Raw genomic sequence first — 18,589 nt, 5'->3', positions numbered from 1 at the left:
ATATTAAGGGCAAATTTGGGTAATAATATTTTCATTTTTTTTAATAGCATTTTTAAGCTCTAAATTTTTGATATTTTCAAAAAGATCTAAATGCAGCTTTAAAAGCTCATTATTAATCCCATAATACGCCCAAGTTCCTTGACGCCTTACATACAAAAAACCCGCATCTTTTAAAATTTTTAAATGTCTTGAAAGTCTTGATTGACCCATGTTTAAGAGCTCTTGTAGATCACAAACACAAAGTTCTTTGTATCTTAAAAGATGATGCAAAATCAAAATCCTACTTTCATCATTGATTGCTGAAATGATGGTTAAAAATTTTTGCATTTTATTTCCTTAAATTAAATTAATAAAAATTCCAAAAGATATAGCCACGCCTAAAATAATCATAACAAATAAAAATAAAAATTTTATTTTAAACATTTGTTTGAGTAAAATCAGCTATAGTGATTATGCTAGTGCTATGATAGACATAGTGCTTAATTCTTGCTATGAAAACACACGCATTGGAGTAATAAGCCTATAAATAAAAGATGCCTTATGCTTTTAAGGCATCTTTTATTTCTTTTAAATGCTTATTTTGAAGTTTTAGATTTTTCTAAAGATTTTATTTAATATAGATAAATATTTTTATTTTAGGTTATTGACTTAGACCTACTCTCATCTTTTATACTTTTAAAAATATTAATTGAAAGGATAAAATGAAAAATTTAAATAAAGCTTCAAATGCTCAAATTATTCTAGTATTTTGTTTAGGGGTATTTGGGATTTTGAGCACAGAACTAGGGATGATGGGTATAATTCCTATTGTTTCTCAAAATTTCAGTGTAAGTATTTCAGATGCGGGTTGGTGTGTGAGTATTTTTGCACTCGTGATAACTTTTTGCGCCCCTATTGTCCCGCTGCTTTGTGCAAATTTCAATCCTAAAAAACTTATGCTTATTTGTTTAGCTGTGTTTATCTTAAGCTCGTTAACTTCCGCTTTTGTGGGTGAATTTTGGCAATTGCTTATTTTAAGAGCTATTCCTGCTTTTTTTCATCCTATTTATATAGCTCTTGCTCTAAGTATGGTTGCAAATTTGGTCGAAGATAAGAAAGAAATTCCAAAAGCTACAGCTAAGATTTTTGCAGCAGTTAGTGCTGGAATGGTTTTGGGTGTACCTATGACTAGTTATTTTGGTGGAAATTTTAGTTTTAAAATGGCAATGTTATTTTTTGTATTTTTAAATACCTTATCTTTTATAGCAACTTTATTTTTTGTTCCTGATTTTAAAAAAGTAAATTCTGTAAAAATAAGCAAACAATTGCTTATTTTAAGATACCCGCTTTTATGGATTAGCATACTTTGTGTTATTTGTATAAATGCTGGAATTTGGGGTTTTTACTCTTATTTTTCTGATTTCTTACATAGTGTAGGAAAGATGAATTTTACTTTAATTAGTATTGTATTGGCTATTTATGGTTTTTCAAATATTATAGGCAATTATATAGCCGGAAAGACCCTTGTTAAAAACGCAAATTTTACTTTGATTTTAACACCTTTAATTATGATAGGATTTTATATTTTACTTTTTAGTTTTTATAGTGAAATTATACTTATAATATTTACCTTTATATTAGGAATTTTAGCAGGTGTGATGAATAACGGCACGCATTTTATGATAAGTTATCCCTTTCCAAAGGCTGCTAATTTTAGCAATGGACTTTTTATAAGCGTGGCCAATATAGGATTAAGCACCGGAACTGCTATTTGTGGACTTGTGATTTCTTTGAGTGATACGCGTTATATTATCGTAAATACTATTGTTTTGTTGATTTTAGGAATTATCATGATTTTTGTAAGAAGTAGGATAGAAAAAATGAAATTAAGATTTTAAATTTTTATTGACTTAGAGTAGCTCTCATGTTTTATAATACTAAAAAAGGAGGTAAAATGCAAGAATTAGAAAAAGCAGGAATTCATGGAAGTTTTAAAGGCGATAGTAAATTTTTTAGCAAAAATGTAAAAGTTTCTATGATGTTTAAATCAAATGAGTGGAGAAATTTTAGCGGGGCTTTGGTTGAATTTGAAGCCAGTGCTAGAAGTGCGTGGCATACTCATCCTCAAGGACAAACCTTAATCGTAACAGAGGGTGAAATCATCACAAAAGTTCCAGGCCAAAAAGCCTTTATAGCTAAAAAAGGCGATGTGATAAGCTGTCCTATAGGAGTAAAGCATTTTCATGGTGCAACTAATACAAGTAGTGGAGCACACATAGCACTTACAGGCGAAAAAGAGGGTAAAAATGTAGAATGGCTTGAGCTTGTAAGCGATGAAGAATATGAAAATGCCTTAAAAGAAGCAAGAGAGTAGAGAAATTTGTAAATAAAACACAAAAATTTTTATAAAAACTTTTATGTTTTTGGAGTATTTTAAATGCTCTTTTTTTATAAACTTTAAAAACTACAAAGGATAAAACCATGCAATTAAGACAAAAAGCAAGAGAAATTTTTGAAAAACTCTTAGGAGTAAAAAAGGATCAACTTTTTGCAAGTGATAAAGAGTATTTTATCAATCACATAAATTTTACTTTTGGCGAGAGTTTTGTAAAAGCAAATTTGGATACACAAAAATATTTTTTAATCACCCTTGCTTCTACTTTAGCAGTAGGTGGAAAAATAGAGTTTAAAGCTTTACTTCAAGGTGCAATCAAGAACGATATAAGTCCTATTGTCATTAAAGAAGTGATTTATCAAGCTACGCCTTATGTGGGTTTTGCTAGAGTATGTGATTTTTTAAGCCTTTGCAATAAAGTGTTTAAAAAACTAAATATCGCCTTAGTTTTAACTCCACAAGGTACTACTACGCAAGAAAATCGCAAAATAAAAGGCAGGGAAATACAAAATGCTATTTTTAGTGAAGCCAATATCACTAAAATGATAGAAACTACACCAGAAGATAAAGCTTTTATAAATGATTTTTTGAGTGCGAATTGTTTTGGAGACTACTATACACGCATGGGACTTGATCTAAAAACTAGGGAGCTTTTAACCCTTGTATATCTTATCTCACTTGGCGGGCTAGACAATCAAGTAAAAGCTCACATACAAGGCAATCTTAACATGGGGCAAAGTAGAAAAGATTTGCTAAATATCATTGCAGCTCTTATTCCATATATCGGTTATCCAAAAGCTTTAAATGCCCTAAATTTGCTTGATGATATTAAAAAGTAGAATGCAAGCAATAAATATTTATTGTAAATTGAGCTTAGAAGTTATTTGTAAATTAGTTTTTATCAAAAAACTTGCAATCATTTTAGTATGCTTTTAAGCTCATTTAGATATTCTTGTTGTGTTTTTAGATTTTCTTCTAAAGAATTTAAAATCTCTTCGCTAGTTCTTAGGATTTTTTCTTCTTTTACATTTGGATTTTTAGCACTTAGATCATAGTTTCTTTCTTCAAGCTCTTTTTTGCTAACAAGCCAAGAATTAGCAGTGATTTTTCTTTCTTTGTAGCATTTTAGAAATTCTTTAAAATGTGCGTATTCTAAAGGCTTATTTTTAGTAAGTTTATAAGGCGGTATAAGTTCGTAGTAATAAACTCCATCGCCTTCACAAATACATTTTTTACCTTTAGAGAAAAAAAGCACATTAGTCTTAACAGCACTATAAGGCAAAAATACCCCACTTGGCAAACTCAAAACGCATTCTAAATTAAAATCATCTAGTAAATCTTTTTTTACACTCACAAAGGCATTTGAATTTTGAAAAAGCACACCTTCAGGCACAATGATCGCACATCTTCCGTTGTTTTTTAAAGATTTTAAAATGTGCTGTAAAAATAAAAGTTCAGTAGCATTTGATTTTATAGGAAAATTTTCTTGAATTTGTTCTTTTTCTTTGCCACCAAAAGGTGGATTTGCAAGTATTACTTCGTATTTATCTTTTTCTGTTATATCTGTTATTTTTTTACTTAAAGTATTTGTTTTTATGATATTTGGACTTGAAATTTCATGTAATATCATATTCATAACGCCCATTGCATAGCTAAGCGGAGTTTTTTCTTTACCAAAAAGAGCATCATTTTTTAAAAATTCAAGCTCTTCTACGCTTAAATTTGCTTTTTTGCCTTTGGTTCTGTCTTTATATAAAATATGTAAAAAACTCTCAACTAAAAATCCACAACTACCACAAGAAGGATCATAAATTCTTTCTTTTGGTTTAGGATCTATTACTTCCACCATAGTCTTTATCAAAGGACGAGGGGTGTAAAATTCTCCACTATTTCCACCATCACTACCCATATCTTTAAGCAGTTTTTCATAAACTTCACCTAAGGCAAATACTTCATCTTCTTTATTAAAACTAATCTCATCAATGATATTTATCGCTTCTCTTAAAGTATGTCCATTTGCTATGCGATTGTCTATAAATTCAAAAATTCCACCGATTTTATACTCTATACTTTTAAAATCATCATTATTTTTAAAATTTTTAAGATAAGGAAAAAGCTCTTTATTTACAAATTCAAGCAAATCCGATCCACTTAAAGCATTTTTTACATCAAGTTTGCCATCTTTTTTAGGCGCTGCCCAAACACTCCAGCTAAATTTTTCTTCTAAAATGCTTTTATAATCTTTGCCATCTAAAAACGCTAAATCTTTTAAATTTGTCTCATAATCATCTAAAAATTTTAAAAAAAGTATCCAGCCAATCTGCTCTGTATAGTGCATAGCACCACTTATGCCATCATCTCTTCTTAGAATATCTGTGATTTTATCGATTTTATTTTGCATTTAAAAAATTCCTTTTCTAAAAAGTCTTAAAAGTTCTATATTTATATAATAATTACTTCTACCCATTTTAATACACTCTAATATTCCTAAATTTTCACAAATTTTAAGATATTTTGAAGCACTTTGTCTTGAAATGTCTAATTTTTTTATTAAAAAATCTATCTTTGTATAAGGATGAGAAAACAAAAGCTCCACAAAATCTTTACTATAAAAATTCGTTTTATTTTGTAAAATTTCACCTACATTAGACATCATTTTTTCTATCTTAATGATAGTTTCAATAGTTTTTGCAGCGGTTTGCTCTATGCCTTTAAGTATGTATTCTATCCACTTTAAAATATCCCCTTCATCACGCACTTTTTGCAAAAGCTTATAATACTCATCTTTATTTTTTACTATATAAGCACTAAGATATAAAATAGGAAAATCCAAAAGTCCTTTATATACTAAATAAAGTATATTTATAATCCTACCCGTTCTGCCATTGCCATCATAAAAAGGATGAATGCTTTCAAATTGATAATGTATAATTGCCATCTTTACCAAAAAATCAAATTCATCTAAATTATCATCGTTAATGTATAGTTCTAAATTTCCCATAAGTTCTTGTATATCATTAGGATTTTGGGGTGGTATGTGGTTTTATTTCTCCTGTAATAGGATTTTTAAGCATAGTTCCACTTTGTTTTCTAAAACCTGCATTATTTCTTTCTAATCTTTTTTGAATTTCTAAAATATGTGCATTTCTTAATAACTGTTCTTTTTTTAATAACTCATATCCTTTTTTCAAAGCACTTTCATAATCTTTCACTTCTTTTGCTGCTCTTGTGAGTTTGTTTTCATCAACTCGTGATAAAAAAAGTTCATCATGTGTTGTGATGATATTTTCTATCTCACTCGAATCTTTTGCTTCTTGTAAAATCAAAGCATTGATTAAAATACTTGGATTTGGTATGCTTTTACTAAGTCCATTTAACTCTGCTAATTTTCTAGAAGCTTTAATGATAAGACTATAAATATTTGCATTTAATTCTATATTTAAAGGCAATTTTTGAGGTATAAATTCTTTCATAATTTTCCAATATGTTAATTTTTTCTAAAAATTTTAACATTATAAAAAAATATGTTAAAAAAATCAAAAATTTTTAACATATCAAGCCAATGTGTTAAAATTTGGCAAATTTTTTAACATTATAATTCTCCCTTAAAAGCTTTATTAAGCAAGGATTGCTTAAGCTCTTCATAATCTTTTAGCTCTTTAGTGTAAAGTTCTTTTAAAGCCTTTGCCTTTTCAAAGACAAAATCTAAATGCTCTGCGATTTGCTCTTGCTCTTTGAGTGGGGGTAGGGGGATTTGTAGGGATTTAAATTTTGGTATAGTAAGTTGCGGAATACTAGAACCTTCACCTTTTGCTATAAAAAAATTCAAACAAAAATATAAATAATGTAAGCATAATATATTTTCACAAGGAATTAAAGAAATAAGCCTTACAATAGGAAAATAAGGTTCTTTTCTAATGCAAACAAAACCTATTGTTCCTCTAGCAGATATAGTTAAAGAAGGTTTTATAATGGTAGCTTTATCTGTATATCCAACTAAACCATTATTATTTACACCATTTGCATAAACAGGGATTTGATTTTTGGCAGTTTTACTTTCTGTGCAGTTTTTTGGCTTATCTCCACCCGCAGAAATATTTTCGCTAATCTCTTCTAAGCTTTTCCATTCCCAAGATTGTGGGAGTTTATAGTTTTCTTTAGCATTGTCTTTTAATGGATTGAAAGCTTTTTGTAAGGCGCTTTGCATTAACTCATCTAAATTTAGCAAATTCTGCTCTAAGATTTTTATACTCTCATCTATCTTTACAAAACTCTCATCTAAAATTCCCACTATCCTTTCTTGCTTTTTGAGCGGCGGTAACGGAATTTCGATTTGTTTAAGAATTTTTACACTAGCTATATTTTTGATTGCTGAACCTAAGGTGGATTCTAAAATTTTCTCTTGCATTATTGGAGAATTAAAATAATAAATAAAATAGCTATTTAAGATTTTTATATTATTAAGCCTTATTTTTAAAAGTGATTGATTTATAATCCCCATTTCTGTATCTTTGGGTAATTCTACTATTTTTCCCAAAGTTCCAGAACAGCTAATTAGTAGGTCGCCTTCTGTTGCCTTAAACGCTTCTAATTCTTGAAATTTTTCATGCGAAATAAAATATCTTTTCCAATGTGGATCATTGTTTATAGGATTATATTGTTCAAAAATTCTAATACCCTTTTCTACAAAAAAGCTTTTTTTTAAAGTACTTCCAAATGGCCCTCTTTTTATAGAGTATTTATCACTTGATAATATTTCACCAAGTGTTTCCATTTTCCAACCCTGCGGTAAATTTGTCATTATGTTATTTTGCATTGTTCAATTCTTGAAATTTAATCGCTAGTTTATCCATAAAGGTATATGAGCTTTCATAATTATTTTTTTCTGCTTCTTTATTTGCCTTTCGAGCATTTGTAATAGCTGTACTAAGATTTTGCTTTATAATATTTGTAAAATTATAATCCTTTTTATAATCTTTTATATATATTTTTAAATCCTTATTAATTAATTCATTACAAGGGCTATTTGTACCAAATGGTTTTGTGGTGCATGTAAAATGCAAAAGTATCCAAAATTCAAAACAAGGATTTGAGATAATTGCTTCAAATTTAAAATTCTTATCTTCTTTTATATATTCTTTTATATATTTTTCACATTCTTTTTGTGCCTTTATGAAATTTGCGTGTGTATCTTTGTCAAATACACAATACACCTCATTATAATCAAATAGATCATTTTTCTTTTTGGCAAATTTAACCACTTGTAAAGGACTTGAGTTCTCGCTTGGAATAATATCTATTGTTATGTTATTCAATCTAAAAAAATTTTTTAATTGTTTTAGATAATTAATCTCTGTTTTTTCACCTTCGCATACTATAAGTATAGCTTCATATTCGTTTTTTCTTGTTTTTCTATCTCTTATTTTTGTTTTTCTTTTTTTGCGTAAATCATCAGTTCCCATTATCACTCCAAGATGATAATATTTCTTTAAAATAAGGCAAAGCTCCAAAACGCCCTAAAAGATAATCATTTTCTAAATTTGTTTTATCTTTTCTCACTTTAAAATCACTTAAAGGATAAAGTTTGGTTGCTTTATTTTGCTTTTCACAAAACCAAATTTGATCTCTTCTAAATACATCTTGATTTAAAATGGAAGTATCGTGAGTGGTAAAAATAAGCTGAGCATTTGATTTGTTTAAATCTTCATTATGAAAAAGATTTACTAAAAATTTTGTCATCAAAGGATGCAGGTGAGTATTTAGCTCATCAACTACAATAGTGTATCCTTGACTTAAGGCTTCTATCCAAGGCCCAATTAATCCAAAAAATTTCCGTGTTCCTTGCGACTCTAACGCTAACATATCAAATAATACTTGTTTACCTTGCTGATTTGTATGCATTGTTTTTATATCTGTTTTTGTTAACTTCATACCTTTTTCTAAATCAGCTTGTATCATTTGTTTAATTTCTTGTGGAATATTTTCTTGCATTAAACTTGTTTTATCTAATTCTTTTTCTTCAACGATAATATCTTCAATATCTAAATCAGCTTGTTTTAAATAGTCAATAATCTTTTGCTTATCTTGTTGCAAAATATTCATAGTTGCTTTACTTACATCATTCCAATTATCTATATAATTTACTCTAATATATTTTAGAAAAAAATCAAACACGGGTTTTAATTGCTCATTGTTTAATTGAATAGCCACAGATAAAAATAAAGCATTATCTCTAGTGTTTTCAGCCCATAATTGTTTAGATCCTAGGAATTTAGTTCCAAAAGAATAATTATATTTTTCTTCTTTTTCATTATAAATTCTTTCAAACCACTTTTGCGCTCTATTGCTTTCGCCAAAAATTAAAAGCCATTCTTCTAAAATTTTTTCAGAATTTAAAATAAAGCCATATTGATACTTTGTGTCATTTTGTATAAAAATAATTTCAAATTTTGTAGGCTTATTATCTTCATTGCCTAATAAAAAAGGTGTTATGGGTAATTTATCTCCTCTTTGTTTTTTTGCACTAGATATAACTATGGTTTTCATAGTTTGCAAAGCTTTTACAATATTCGATTTTCCAGAAGCATTTGCCCCATAAATCACACTACTTTTTAGCAAAGCTAATTTTTTATCGCCATTGGTATGAGAATCAAAAAAAGTATTATCCTTGCTTGCCATCATACTTAAAATTTGCTCATCTTGAATGGATAAAAAATTTTCTACTCTAAATTCTATAAGCATATTTTTTCCTACTTTTTTCTTAAAATATATAGATAATTATTTTTTAGAGATTATTTTAACTAAAAATCTCAAATTTATCTTTAAACATATCACCTCGCATAAATCTCCCTTTGTAAATCATCAAAACTTTGTTTTAGAATTTCTAAGCTACCAAATTCATCAGCCAATTCTCTTACATTGCCTAAAGAACTAAGCTCTATAAGTGGTTTTAAACCATCATCAAAATCTTTTATGCCGTATTCTTGATATCTATTTAGTAAAAATTCTATAAATTTTATAGCTTTTTCTTTTTGAAAGCGTTTCAAAAACTCACCATTTTCTACTTGTAAAACACGCTCTTGCCTTGTTTTTATCTCGGCATTAAAGCTTAAATGCGCTAAAACATCGTATATATCACAATCTTTTTGAAAAATTTCTCTTAGATCTTTTAAAGCATCTTCATCTACTCCATCATTTGCAAGGGCTTTTAAAAATCTTTCTCTATTTTTTTGATCACTCCAAATTTCACGCAATTTTGCTTCATCATCATAATACTCACCAAGCTTTCCTATCAAAAATTCTAAAAATTCTTTAGTGCTAAGTGGCTTACCTTGTGCTCCTACATAAGTAGTTGTGATATCTAAAATCTTAAGTTTTGTGCCTTTTAAGTGTATGGTTACGCTCTTTTTTTCTTTGTTTTCTTCTTTTGTTTGTTTTATATGCTCTTTAGTGATTTTTTCTTTTTCATCTTGCTCTTTTAATTCTTCTATTTTTTCACCATCCCATTTTGGATCATAAAAAAGTTTAGTCGCACCGACAAAATCAAGTATAGTAAAAAAGTCTTTACCTTCATAAACCCTAGTGCCACGCCCGATAATTTGCTTAAATTCAACCATAGAACCTATATTTGCTAGCAATACTATATTTCGCACATTTTTTGCATCCACTCCAGTTGTGAGCATTTTAGAGCTAGTAAGTATGACAGGATAGCTTTTATCATTATCTTGAAACAATTTTAGATAATCAAGCCCTATTTTACCTTCATCACTCGTAACTCTTACACAATAATCATCTCTTTTAACACTTTTATATTTATCTATAGCTCTTTTTACTTCATTTGCATGAGCTTGATTTGCACAAAAAATTATGGTTTTATCCATAGGATTTATAAGCTCTAAAATTTTCTTAGCGATAAAGTCATTATAGTTTGGTAAAAAAATATTTCTTTCAAATTCACTTTGTTTATAAAAGCCTTTTTCAAGCTCACCTTGTATTAAATCATCAGGATTATAGGTATAACCATCACTCAAAGTTGTTTTTATGAGTTTGACTTTATAAGGGGTTAAAAATCCATCTTCAATACCACTTTTAAGACTATAATCATAAACACTTTCACCAAAATACTCATAAGTGTCTATATTTTCTTCTTTTTTTGGAGTAGCGGTTAAACCAAGCTGAGTCGCATAAGAAAAATACTCAAGTACAGCTCTCCAGTTTCCTTCTTCGTTTGCTCCACCTCTGTGGCACTCATCTATGATGATAAGATCAAAAAAATCTTTTGGGTATTGAAGATAAAATTTGCTCTCTTGTTCTTCTTGGGTGTTTTCTTGTTCTTTTGAATTTGCAGCTAAGCTTTGATAAATTCCAAAGAAAATATTTGCATTTGTTATGATTTTTCCATCATTTTTCTTTATTTCTTCAGCACTAATTGCCTTGCAATCACTTTCTATAGGATTAAATTCTCCTAAGGCTTGATCTCTTAAGCTCACTCTATCACATAAAAATAGTATTTTAGGTTTTTGATCTTTGTTTTCTTTATTCCATCTTGCCTCTAACAAACGATAGCACAAATTAAAAGCTATGGTTGTTTTTCCTGTACCTGTAGCAAGAGTGAGTAAAATTCTATTTTTGTTATTTATAATAGCTTCTATGACTTTATCTACTGCTATTTTTTGATAATATCTTAATTCTTTTTGCGGTATATACATTGGCTTTTGTGTTAAAAGTCTATATTGCCATTCTTTTAAATTACCAAAAATTCTATCAAAAAGTTCTTTAGGACTTGGAAATTTATCTATGTATTCACCACTATGACTTCTTATATCGTATTCATAAATTTTTTCTCCATTGCTACTATATACAAAAGGCACATTTAAAATTTTTGCATATTCTATGCCTTGAGATAAACCATCTAAAGGATCTTTACTAAATTTTTTAGCTTCTATTATAGCAAGGTTGTTTCCTTCATATCTAAGCAAATAATCTGCAAATTTTCTTTGTGCTCTTTTACCACCTAAAAGCTTTCTACCATCTGTAAAATAATAATTTCTTTTTATATTTTCTTCATTCCAAGAACTATCATAAAGCTTTGCATCTATAAATTTTACTCTAGTATCATCTTCTGAATACAAATTTTGCATTTTTACCCCAAAGTGAAATTAAATTTTATAATTATAGCATTTATACTAATTTTTAAAAAATTATTTTCACTCTTGACTTATAGCTACTCTAATGTTTTATAATTATAAAAAATCAAAAAAGGAGCAAAAATGCAATACAAAATTTTAGAAAACAATCGCATCGCAAGTAAAGGCTATGCAATGCTTAGCAAGGATGCGAAATTTACACCCTTTGAATTTAGCCGCCATGCTATTGGCGATAATGATATTTTGATTAAAATCCTATATGCAGGCATTTGTCATAGCGATATTCACACCGCAAGAAGCGAGTGGGGAGAAGCTACTTATCCTTGCGTGCCTGGGCATGAGATAGCAGGAGAAGTTATCGCTGTGGGTAAAAATGTGAGTAAATTTAAAGTAGGAGATTACGCAGGGGTTGGTTGTATGGTAAATTCATGCGGTGAGTGCGATGCTTGCAAACGCTCACAAGAGCAGTTTTGCGAAAATGGCAAAACCATCTTTACTTACAATAGTTGCGATGTATTTCACGGCAATGAAAATACTTATGGGGGCTACTCAAACAACATAGTTGTAAGTGAAAAATTTGCTATTTGTGTGCCAAAAAATGCACCGATGGATAAGGTTGCACCTTTGCTTTGTGCGGGCATTACCACTTACTCGCCTTTAAAATTTTCTAAGATAAAAGAAGGCTCAAGCGTTGCTATAGCAGGCTTTGGCGGACTTGGTATGATGGCTGTAAAATACGCTGTTAAAATGGGTGCAAAGGTTAGCGTTTTTGCTAGAAATGAAAACAAAAAAGCCGACGCTTTGGCTATGGGTGTAAGCTCATTTTACACAAGCGCTGATAAAAACGCCGTAAAAGAACGCTTTGATTTAATCATCTCAACCATTCCAACGCCTTATAATCCTGCAATTTATTTGGATTTACTTAAATTTGGTGGCGAAATGGCTATAGTTGGCTTACCACCTGTGGAAGATAAGGTAAATATAGGCATAAACGAGCTTGTGCATAAGGCAGGTAAAAAGGTTTATGGCTCGCTAATTGGTGGTATTGCTGAAACTCAAGAAATGCTTGATTTTTCTTTAAAACATGAAATTTATCCAGAAACCGAGCTTATCACCCCACAAGAAATCGATAAGGCTTATGAAAATCTAACCTCAGGAAAGGCTAAATTTCGCTATGTCATTGATATGACAAAAGAATAGTTTAATACTTATCAAAAACCACATCGCTAATGTCAAATCCCCTTTGCTTAGCGATGTTTAAAAGCTCTTTTATATTTTTTTCATCTATTATATTTCTTGCTAAAATCCAAAGATATTTTTTATCAGGACTACCAACAATGGCAACTTTATACTCGCTATCAACAAAAATGATTTCATAATTTACTTTATTAAAAAGGTTCATAAAGATGTTAAATCTCACTGCTAATTGCCTATTTGAAACGATTTTTGCCTTGCCTTTTATGCTTGAAATTTCATTTTCTTTACTGCAAAAATTCTCAATCTCTACATAAGGAACGCCATTTTTGTATTTAAGCTCGTATTTTGCCTTTGAATTTAGGCAAGATTTTTGAAAAAAGGCTGGTTTTCTAGCCATTTCAAGCCATTCTCCCATATAATTTTGCAAAGAAAGTTCGCCAATTAATTCAAGCATTTTTTCCCTTTTTTGTCTTTCTTGCCCCATTTGCTCATAGCTTGTAAAATGGGAATTAAACTTTGTCCACGTTTGGATAAGCTATATTCTACCTTGGGTGGAATTTGAGCGTATTCTTTTCTGATAATTAAACCATCGTTTTCTAGTTCTCTTAAGGTATTGGTTAAAGTTTTAAAAGATATGGAGCTTAAAAAGCGTTTGAGTTCATTATAACGCATGATTTCATAGCGAAATAAGCAGTATAAAATACTCATTTTGTATTTTCCATTAATTAATGCTAGAGTATAGTTAAATCCACATTCTTCGAAATTGCACGGAGAATTCTCTTTAGTCATTTAACATTCCTTTAGTATAGTATATTACTTTATTTTCTGTATTGAAAATGATATTATGCTAAGTTATAATTGTATCATAAAATTTAAAAAAGGATAAAAATGAAAAATATACTCTTACTTAATGGCGCTAAAGAATTTGGAAATTCAAAAGGACAACTTAATTTGACATTGCATAATCATGCTTTAGAAATTTTAAAAACACTAGGATACGAGGTAGATCAAACTCACATAGATCAAGGATATGATCCTAAAGAAGAGATACAAAAATTTATAAAAGCTGATGCTGTGATCTATCAAATGCCAGCTTGGTGGATGGGGGAGCCTTGGATAGTTAAAAAATATATCGATGAAGTGTTTGGTTTGGGTGCTGGAGTGCTTTTTAAAAATGATGGAAGAACTCATGAAAATCCTAGTAAAAACTACGGAAAAGGTGGTTTAGATCATGGTAAAAAATACATGTTTTCTCTCACTTGGAATGCACCTCTTGAAGCCTTTAATGATAAAAATGAATTTTTTGAAGGAAAGGGTGTAGATATGGTGTATTGGCATTTGCATAAGGCTCATGAATTTATAGGTATGAAAGCTTTACCAACTTTTATGTGTAATGATGTGGTAAAAAATCCTCAAGTGGAAAAATATCTAAACGAGTATGAACTACACTTGAAAAAAATTTTTTAAAAAATTTGACTTAAAAATTTCAAGGTGTAACATTGACTCGAACAAAGTATTTGTATATCTTGCTTGTTATTGCTATGTTTTTATGGGGCTCATCTTGGCCAACATCTAAGATTTTAGCAAATTATACGGATACTTCTATTATTACCTTTTGGCGTTTTTTCTTTGTTGTATTGGGTTCATTTTTTGTTTTAAACTTCTTAAAAATTCCTCTTAAAATCGAAAAAACTGCCTTAAAATGGATATTGATAGCAGGAGTTTTAAATGGGCTTTATGCCTTTGTATTTTTTATCGCTATAAAGCACGGCTTGGCAGGCAAAGGAGGAGTTTTAGTAACCACTATGATTCCTATTTTTTCTTATTTGATATTTATGATAGCGATATTTTTTCAAAAAAACAAAAAATCAACTCACAAGATCACAAAGAGTGAAATTCTAGGCTTATTTTTAGGTTTATTATCTGGATTTTGTTTGCTAAATTTAGGGAGTTTAGAAGATTTATTTGGTAAATTTAATATTTTATTTTTAACTTGTTCTTTTATTTGGGCTTTGATGGCAGTGTTTAATCATAAAGCCAAAGGAGCTCACCCTTTGGCGATTAACTTTTATATTAATCTCATTTCTGTTTTAATGTTTTCTTGGGTATTGTTTGATGTAAAAAGTTATGAAATTTTTCATTTTGAATTTAAATTTTGGATTAGTATGTTTGTCGTGGCTTTTTTATCAACTATTATAGGAACTAGTATTTATTATTACGGGATTCACATTTTAGGAAGCGTTAAGGCAAATTCTTTTGTTTTAATCACTCCTGCTAGTGCTTTAATTTGCAGTTATTTTATACTAGACGAGGTGCCAAATGCACTTACCTTGTTAGGTTGTGCCTTAGCTATAGGTGCTATATATTTTATCAATATTTATGGTAAAAAAGCTTAGATTAAATTTTCAAAATCAAGATTGATTTTTTGATCCATAGCTTTAAAATTCATTTCTCTTTGTTTATAAAGTTCTAAGGCTTCTTGCATGCTAATGCTTTGAAATTTAAAGCTAGAACCTAACTTAGCTTGTGCGAGTAAGCTTAGATCATTTTCTATAACCGTGGCTATTTTTGTATAGCCTCCTGTGCTTTGTCTTCCTGCCATTAAAATAATAGGAATACCACTTTTTGGCACTTGTATACTTCCAAAAACCGCAGGATCTGAGATGATATCTGCTGAGTTTTTATGCTCTATACTTTCACTAGATTCTGCATAAATTGCCATTCTATCGCTTTTTAAACCTACTTTATAAGTAGTATTTAAAAAGGTTTCTATGCCTTTTTGGGTAAAAGCATCTTCATTTGTTCCTAAAATAACGCGTATAATAGGCTCTTTAGGGCTTTTAAAAAGAGGGTTTTCACATTCTCTAGCTTCTAAATTAAAAGGTATAAAAGTATTATGAGTATTTAAAATATCATCTTTTTGCAAAGCTCTTCCTTCAAAAACTCCAGCTCCCATTTTAGCATCACTGGATTTAGAGTTTAAAAAACTTTTTACTTCAAAGCCACCCGCTACGCATAAATACCCACGAAAACCTATTTTTGCTAAATCAAGTTCTAAAATATCGCCTTTATTTGCTTGATATACTTTGCAAGTTTTGATTTTTTGATTATCAAGCTTTGCCTCAAATTCAGCTCCACTTAAAACAAAATAATTCTCATCTAAAAATTCGTATTTTCCACCCTTTAAACAAAGCTCAATTCCTGCTTCATCTTGTTTGTTTCCAAGCAAGATATTTGCCATTCTTAAAGCATCTTCATCCATAGCTCCACTTCTTGCTATGCCAAATTTAGCAAATTTTTTTCTACCAAAGTCTTGCAAACTTGAATTTATAGACGCTTCAATGATTTTTATACTCATAAATTTCCTTTTGATAGACTTTTTTAGCAACTTGCTCTTGGATATCAAAAAATTCATCTTTTGAAATGGCTTTAAATTTTAAAAACATACCCGCTTTTAAAAGAGTGGGATTTTTTTCATCTTCTTTATCAAAAAATTCCAAAGGTGTTCTAGCAATGATTTGCCAACCCCCTGGGCTTGATATAGGATAAACTCCTGTTTGCTTATCAGCTATGCCTACACTTCCAGCTTCTATTTTTGCTCTAGGGCTTGAAAGGCGTGGGGTAAAAAGTCTTTCATCTAAACCTCCAAGATAAGGAAAACCTGCCATAAAACCTAGCATAAAAACAAGATAATAAGGTTTAGTGTGAAGAGATATAAGCTCTTCTTTTGAAATTTGATTGTGTTTGCACACAAATTCTAAATCCAGCCCAAATTCTTCATCATAACAAAGTGGAACTTCTATACAAAGACTTGAGTTTTGCTCCGTAAGTTTGATATCCTTTTTAATTTTTTCCAAAAAATCAAGCAAAGAATTTAAAGAAAGCACGCAAGGATTAAAGTATATCAACAAACTTGCATAAGTACTTACCAACTCATCAATACCATAAATTTCACCTTCTTTTAGGGCTTTTTGTATCCTTTGTTCTGTGCTTAAAACATAGGCATTGATTTGAGGTGAAATTTCTTGCTCAAAACGCAAAAGCAAAGCTTTACTTCCACTAAAATGCACACTAAACATTGCTAAAACTTATATAAAATTTTCCAAAGCACAAATTTGAATTTGCTCTTTTTTTAAATTTTCTTTGATTTTTTTAACAAATTCTAAAGCTTTTGCATTATCCCCATGAACACAAATACTATCGGCTTTTAAATCAATTTCTTTGCCATTTATGCTTGTAACTTTGCTTTCTTTTATCATTTTTATCACGCGTTTGATAGCTAAATTTTCATCGTGTATTAACGCCCCTTCTAATTTTCTTGAAACTAAAGTGCCATCATCATTATAGGCACGATCTGCAAAAACTTCATTAGCATATCTTAAACCCTTTTTCTTAGCTGCTTCATTCATAGCAGAATTACTAAGCCCTAGAAAAATAATATTTTCATCGAAACTCGCCACTGCCTCACAAAGTGCTAAGGCTAAATTTTCATCAATGGCTGCCATATTATAAAGCGCCCCATGGGCTTTAAAATGCTGTATTTTCATACCTTTTGCCTTAGCAAAGCCAAATAAAGCTCCTAGTTGATACAAGGCATAGTTTTTAGCCTCTTCAAAGCTTATTTGCATATTGCGTCTTCCAAAACCCAAAAGATCAGGATAAGATGGATGTGCTCCTATGCAAACACCATTTTGCTTGGCTAAATTTAAGGTTTCATCCATCACACAAGGATCACCCGCATGAAAGCCACAAGCGACATTTACTGAACTTACAAATTTTAAAATTTCTTCATCCATTCCCATTTTATAGGCGCCAAAACTTTCCCCTAAATCACTATTTAAATCCACTTTGAACATTATTTGACCTTGTATATTTAATTATTGATTTTATTATATCTAAAGAAGAATTTTAAATAAGCTAAAAGTTTTGAAAAATAAATAAAAAAGTTACAATAAGTAAAAAATGATATTTTAAGCAGGTTAAAACCTGCTTAATTTTTAGTCTTTTCTTGTTTTTGCATCAATTACAAATAAAGGTTTATTAAGAAGTTTAAAATCAGCAATGAAATTTAAAGTCTTATCACTTGTTACCCATTTGATAAATTTACTAGCTTCTGTATAATTTACATTTTTACAATGCTTAGGATTTGTCGCTATAACAGAATAAAAATTTTTAAGACTATCATCGCCTTCATTTACAATGACTAAGTTTGGTTTGCCTTTTTCATTGGCTTCATATTTGATATAAGTACCACGATCGGTTAAAATCACACCTTTTTTTTCTTCAGCGATTTTAATGCTTGCTAACATACCTTGTCCGCTTTGTTGATACCAGCTTTGCTTTTCAGGAACACCGCCAAGATTTTTCCAAAGGCTTTTTTCTTTATTGTCAGTGCCTGATTTATCGCCTCTTGAGATGAAAGTAAGCTTTTCATTTTTGATAAGTTCTAAGCTTTCTTTTAAATTTTTACCTTTAAATTTAGAAGCTAAAGATTTATCTGCGATGATGATAAAATCATTATACATCACAGGAGTTCTATCTACACCAAAGCCTTTTTTCATAAATTCTTTTTCAGCCTTTGGAGAATGCACAAAAAGCACATCAGCATTGCAATCTTCACCCATTTTTAAAGCCGCACCTGTTCCTACGGCAACCCATTTTAAGGTATTGCCACTTTCTTTTTTATAAAGAGGTTTTAGAGCATCTAAAAGTCCTGTATTGTCAGTGCTTGTTGTAGTTGCCATTTTAAGTTCTGCTGCACTTGCACTTAAAGCTAAAGCAAGGGCTAAAGAAATGATTTTTTTCATTTTTTTTCCTTATAAATTTACATAAAAAAATATTTTAGCATAATTATGCTAAAATTACTTATTTT

The 18,589-nt window shown here is 29.8% G+C and carries 18 protein-coding genes and 2 pseudogenes; 7 read left to right on the top strand and 13 right to left on the bottom strand.

Features of this window, described 5'->3' with window-relative positions:
• Positions 1-3: 3 nt before the first annotated feature.
• Positions 4-327, bottom strand: a complete 324-nt coding sequence (locus FBE87_RS07890; protein ID WP_020247134.1) for a metalloregulator ArsR/SmtB family transcription factor — start codon at positions 325-327, stop codon at positions 4-6.
• 103 nt (positions 328-430) lie between these two features.
• Between FBE87_RS07890 and FBE87_RS07885 the strand changes: the two are divergent.
• From FBE87_RS07885 to FBE87_RS07870, 4 genes and pseudogenes are all read left to right on the top strand, one after another.
• A pseudogene (locus FBE87_RS07885) lies at positions 431-526 on the top strand (NAD(P)-dependent oxidoreductase); the annotation flags it as partial.
• A 175-nt stretch (positions 527-701) separates the two neighbouring features.
• Positions 702-1,877, top strand: coding sequence for an MFS transporter (locus tag FBE87_RS07880; protein WP_032592338.1), 1,176 nt, complete (start codon positions 702-704; stop codon positions 1,875-1,877).
• A gap of 56 nt (positions 1,878-1,933) precedes the next feature.
• Positions 1,934-2,353 carry a cupin domain-containing protein gene (locus FBE87_RS07875; RefSeq protein WP_002855515.1) on the top strand — a complete coding sequence of 140 codons (420 nt, stop codon included), beginning with the start codon at positions 1,934-1,936 and terminating at the stop codon, positions 2,351-2,353.
• 107 nt (positions 2,354-2,460) lie between these two features.
• Entirely contained in the window at positions 2,461-3,213 is a 753-nt protein-coding gene (locus FBE87_RS07870) for a carboxymuconolactone decarboxylase family protein (RefSeq protein ID WP_165433105.1), read from the top strand.
• 77 nt (positions 3,214-3,290) lie between these two features.
• Here FBE87_RS07870 and FBE87_RS07865 read toward each other — a convergent pair whose 3' ends face one another.
• The 6 genes and pseudogenes from FBE87_RS07865 to hsdR form a co-directional block, all read right to left on the bottom strand.
• On the bottom strand, positions 3,291-4,775 hold the full coding sequence (locus FBE87_RS07865) for a type I restriction-modification system subunit M (RefSeq protein ID WP_002884283.1): 1,485 nt from the start codon (positions 4,773-4,775) through the stop codon (positions 3,291-3,293).
• A pseudogene (locus tag FBE87_RS07860) lies at positions 4,776-5,847 on the bottom strand (Fic family protein). It lies immediately after the preceding gene.
• A 119-nt stretch (positions 5,848-5,966) separates the two neighbouring features.
• On the bottom strand, positions 5,967-7,190 hold the full coding sequence (locus FBE87_RS07855) for a restriction endonuclease subunit S (protein ID WP_211161698.1): 1,224 nt from the start codon (positions 7,188-7,190) through the stop codon (positions 5,967-5,969).
• Positions 7,180-7,836: an RloB family protein gene (locus FBE87_RS07850; RefSeq protein WP_002868376.1), complete on the bottom strand. Its 657-nt coding sequence runs from the start codon at positions 7,834-7,836 to the stop codon at positions 7,180-7,182. The genes FBE87_RS07855 and FBE87_RS07850 overlap by 11 nt, the downstream gene beginning before the upstream one ends.
• Positions 7,826-9,115, bottom strand: a complete 1,290-nt coding sequence (locus FBE87_RS07845) for an ATP-binding protein (RefSeq protein WP_002868375.1) — start codon at positions 9,113-9,115, stop codon at positions 7,826-7,828. Before FBE87_RS07845 ends, FBE87_RS07850 begins: the two co-directional genes overlap by 11 nt.
• An 89-nt stretch (positions 9,116-9,204) precedes the next feature.
• On the bottom strand, positions 9,205-11,514 hold the full coding sequence (hsdR, locus tag FBE87_RS07840) for an EcoAI/FtnUII family type I restriction enzme subunit R (RefSeq protein WP_060806521.1): 2,310 nt from the start codon (positions 11,512-11,514) through the stop codon (positions 9,205-9,207).
• A gap of 129 nt (positions 11,515-11,643) precedes the next feature.
• On the opposite strand from hsdR, the gene FBE87_RS07835 reads away from it, so the two are divergent.
• Positions 11,644-12,720, top strand: coding sequence for an NAD(P)-dependent alcohol dehydrogenase (locus tag FBE87_RS07835; protein ID WP_057042202.1), 1,077 nt, complete (start codon positions 11,644-11,646; stop codon positions 12,718-12,720).
• Between the two features lies 1 nt (position 12,721).
• Here FBE87_RS07835 and FBE87_RS07830 read toward each other — a convergent pair whose 3' ends face one another.
• Both FBE87_RS07830 and FBE87_RS07825 read right to left on the bottom strand, forming a co-directional pair.
• Positions 12,722-13,171 carry a lipocalin family protein gene (locus FBE87_RS07830; RefSeq protein ID WP_052794377.1) on the bottom strand — a complete coding sequence of 150 codons (450 nt, stop codon included), beginning with the start codon at positions 13,169-13,171 and terminating at the stop codon, positions 12,722-12,724.
• Positions 13,159-13,506, bottom strand: coding sequence for a helix-turn-helix domain-containing protein (locus tag FBE87_RS07825; RefSeq protein WP_002872145.1), 348 nt, complete (start codon positions 13,504-13,506; stop codon positions 13,159-13,161). Before FBE87_RS07825 ends, FBE87_RS07830 begins: the two co-directional genes overlap by 13 nt.
• 99 nt (positions 13,507-13,605) lie before the next feature.
• On the opposite strand from FBE87_RS07825, the gene FBE87_RS07820 reads away from it, so the two are divergent.
• Together FBE87_RS07820 and FBE87_RS07815 are read left to right on the top strand one after the other, a co-directional pair.
• Complete coding sequence (locus FBE87_RS07820; protein ID WP_002851227.1) at positions 13,606-14,184, top strand: NAD(P)H-dependent oxidoreductase; 579 nt, start codon at positions 13,606-13,608, stop codon at positions 14,182-14,184.
• A 32-nt stretch (positions 14,185-14,216) separates the two neighbouring features.
• On the top strand, positions 14,217-15,113 hold the full coding sequence (locus FBE87_RS07815) for a DMT family transporter (protein ID WP_100621548.1): 897 nt from the start codon (positions 14,217-14,219) through the stop codon (positions 15,111-15,113).
• On the opposite strand, the gene FBE87_RS07810 is transcribed toward FBE87_RS07815, so the two are convergent.
• The 4 genes from FBE87_RS07810 to tupA all read right to left on the bottom strand — a co-directional run bounded on the left by FBE87_RS07810 (position 15,110) and on the right by tupA (position 18,524).
• Complete coding sequence (locus tag FBE87_RS07810) at positions 15,110-16,075, bottom strand: biotin-dependent carboxyltransferase family protein (protein ID WP_052798194.1); 966 nt, start codon at positions 16,073-16,075, stop codon at positions 15,110-15,112. The two genes, FBE87_RS07815 and FBE87_RS07810, sit on opposite strands and share 4 nt — an antisense overlap.
• The gene (gene pxpB / locus FBE87_RS07805) at positions 16,056-16,796 is read right to left on the bottom strand and encodes a 5-oxoprolinase subunit PxpB (RefSeq protein WP_002867874.1); all 741 of its coding nucleotides are present in this window, start codon (positions 16,794-16,796) and stop codon (positions 16,056-16,058) included. The genes FBE87_RS07810 and pxpB overlap by 20 nt, the downstream gene beginning before the upstream one ends.
• Positions 16,797-16,805: 9 nt before the next feature.
• Positions 16,806-17,573: a LamB/YcsF family protein gene (locus tag FBE87_RS07800; protein WP_002851457.1), complete on the bottom strand. Its 768-nt coding sequence runs from the start codon at positions 17,571-17,573 to the stop codon at positions 16,806-16,808.
• Positions 17,574-17,714: 141 nt separating this feature from the next.
• Positions 17,715-18,524 carry a tungstate ABC transporter substrate-binding protein TupA gene (tupA, locus tag FBE87_RS07795; RefSeq protein ID WP_002868369.1) on the bottom strand — a complete coding sequence of 270 codons (810 nt, stop codon included), beginning with the start codon at positions 18,522-18,524 and terminating at the stop codon, positions 17,715-17,717.
• Between the last annotated feature and the right edge of the window lie 65 nt (positions 18,525-18,589).

The sequence above is a fragment of the Campylobacter sp. CFSAN093246 genome (assembly GCF_012889415.1).
Lineage (GTDB): Bacteria > Campylobacterota > Campylobacteria > Campylobacterales > Campylobacteraceae > Campylobacter_D > Campylobacter_D jejuni.
Note: the sequence above shows the minus strand (reverse complement) of the source record. Positions and strands in the feature narration are given on the sequence as shown.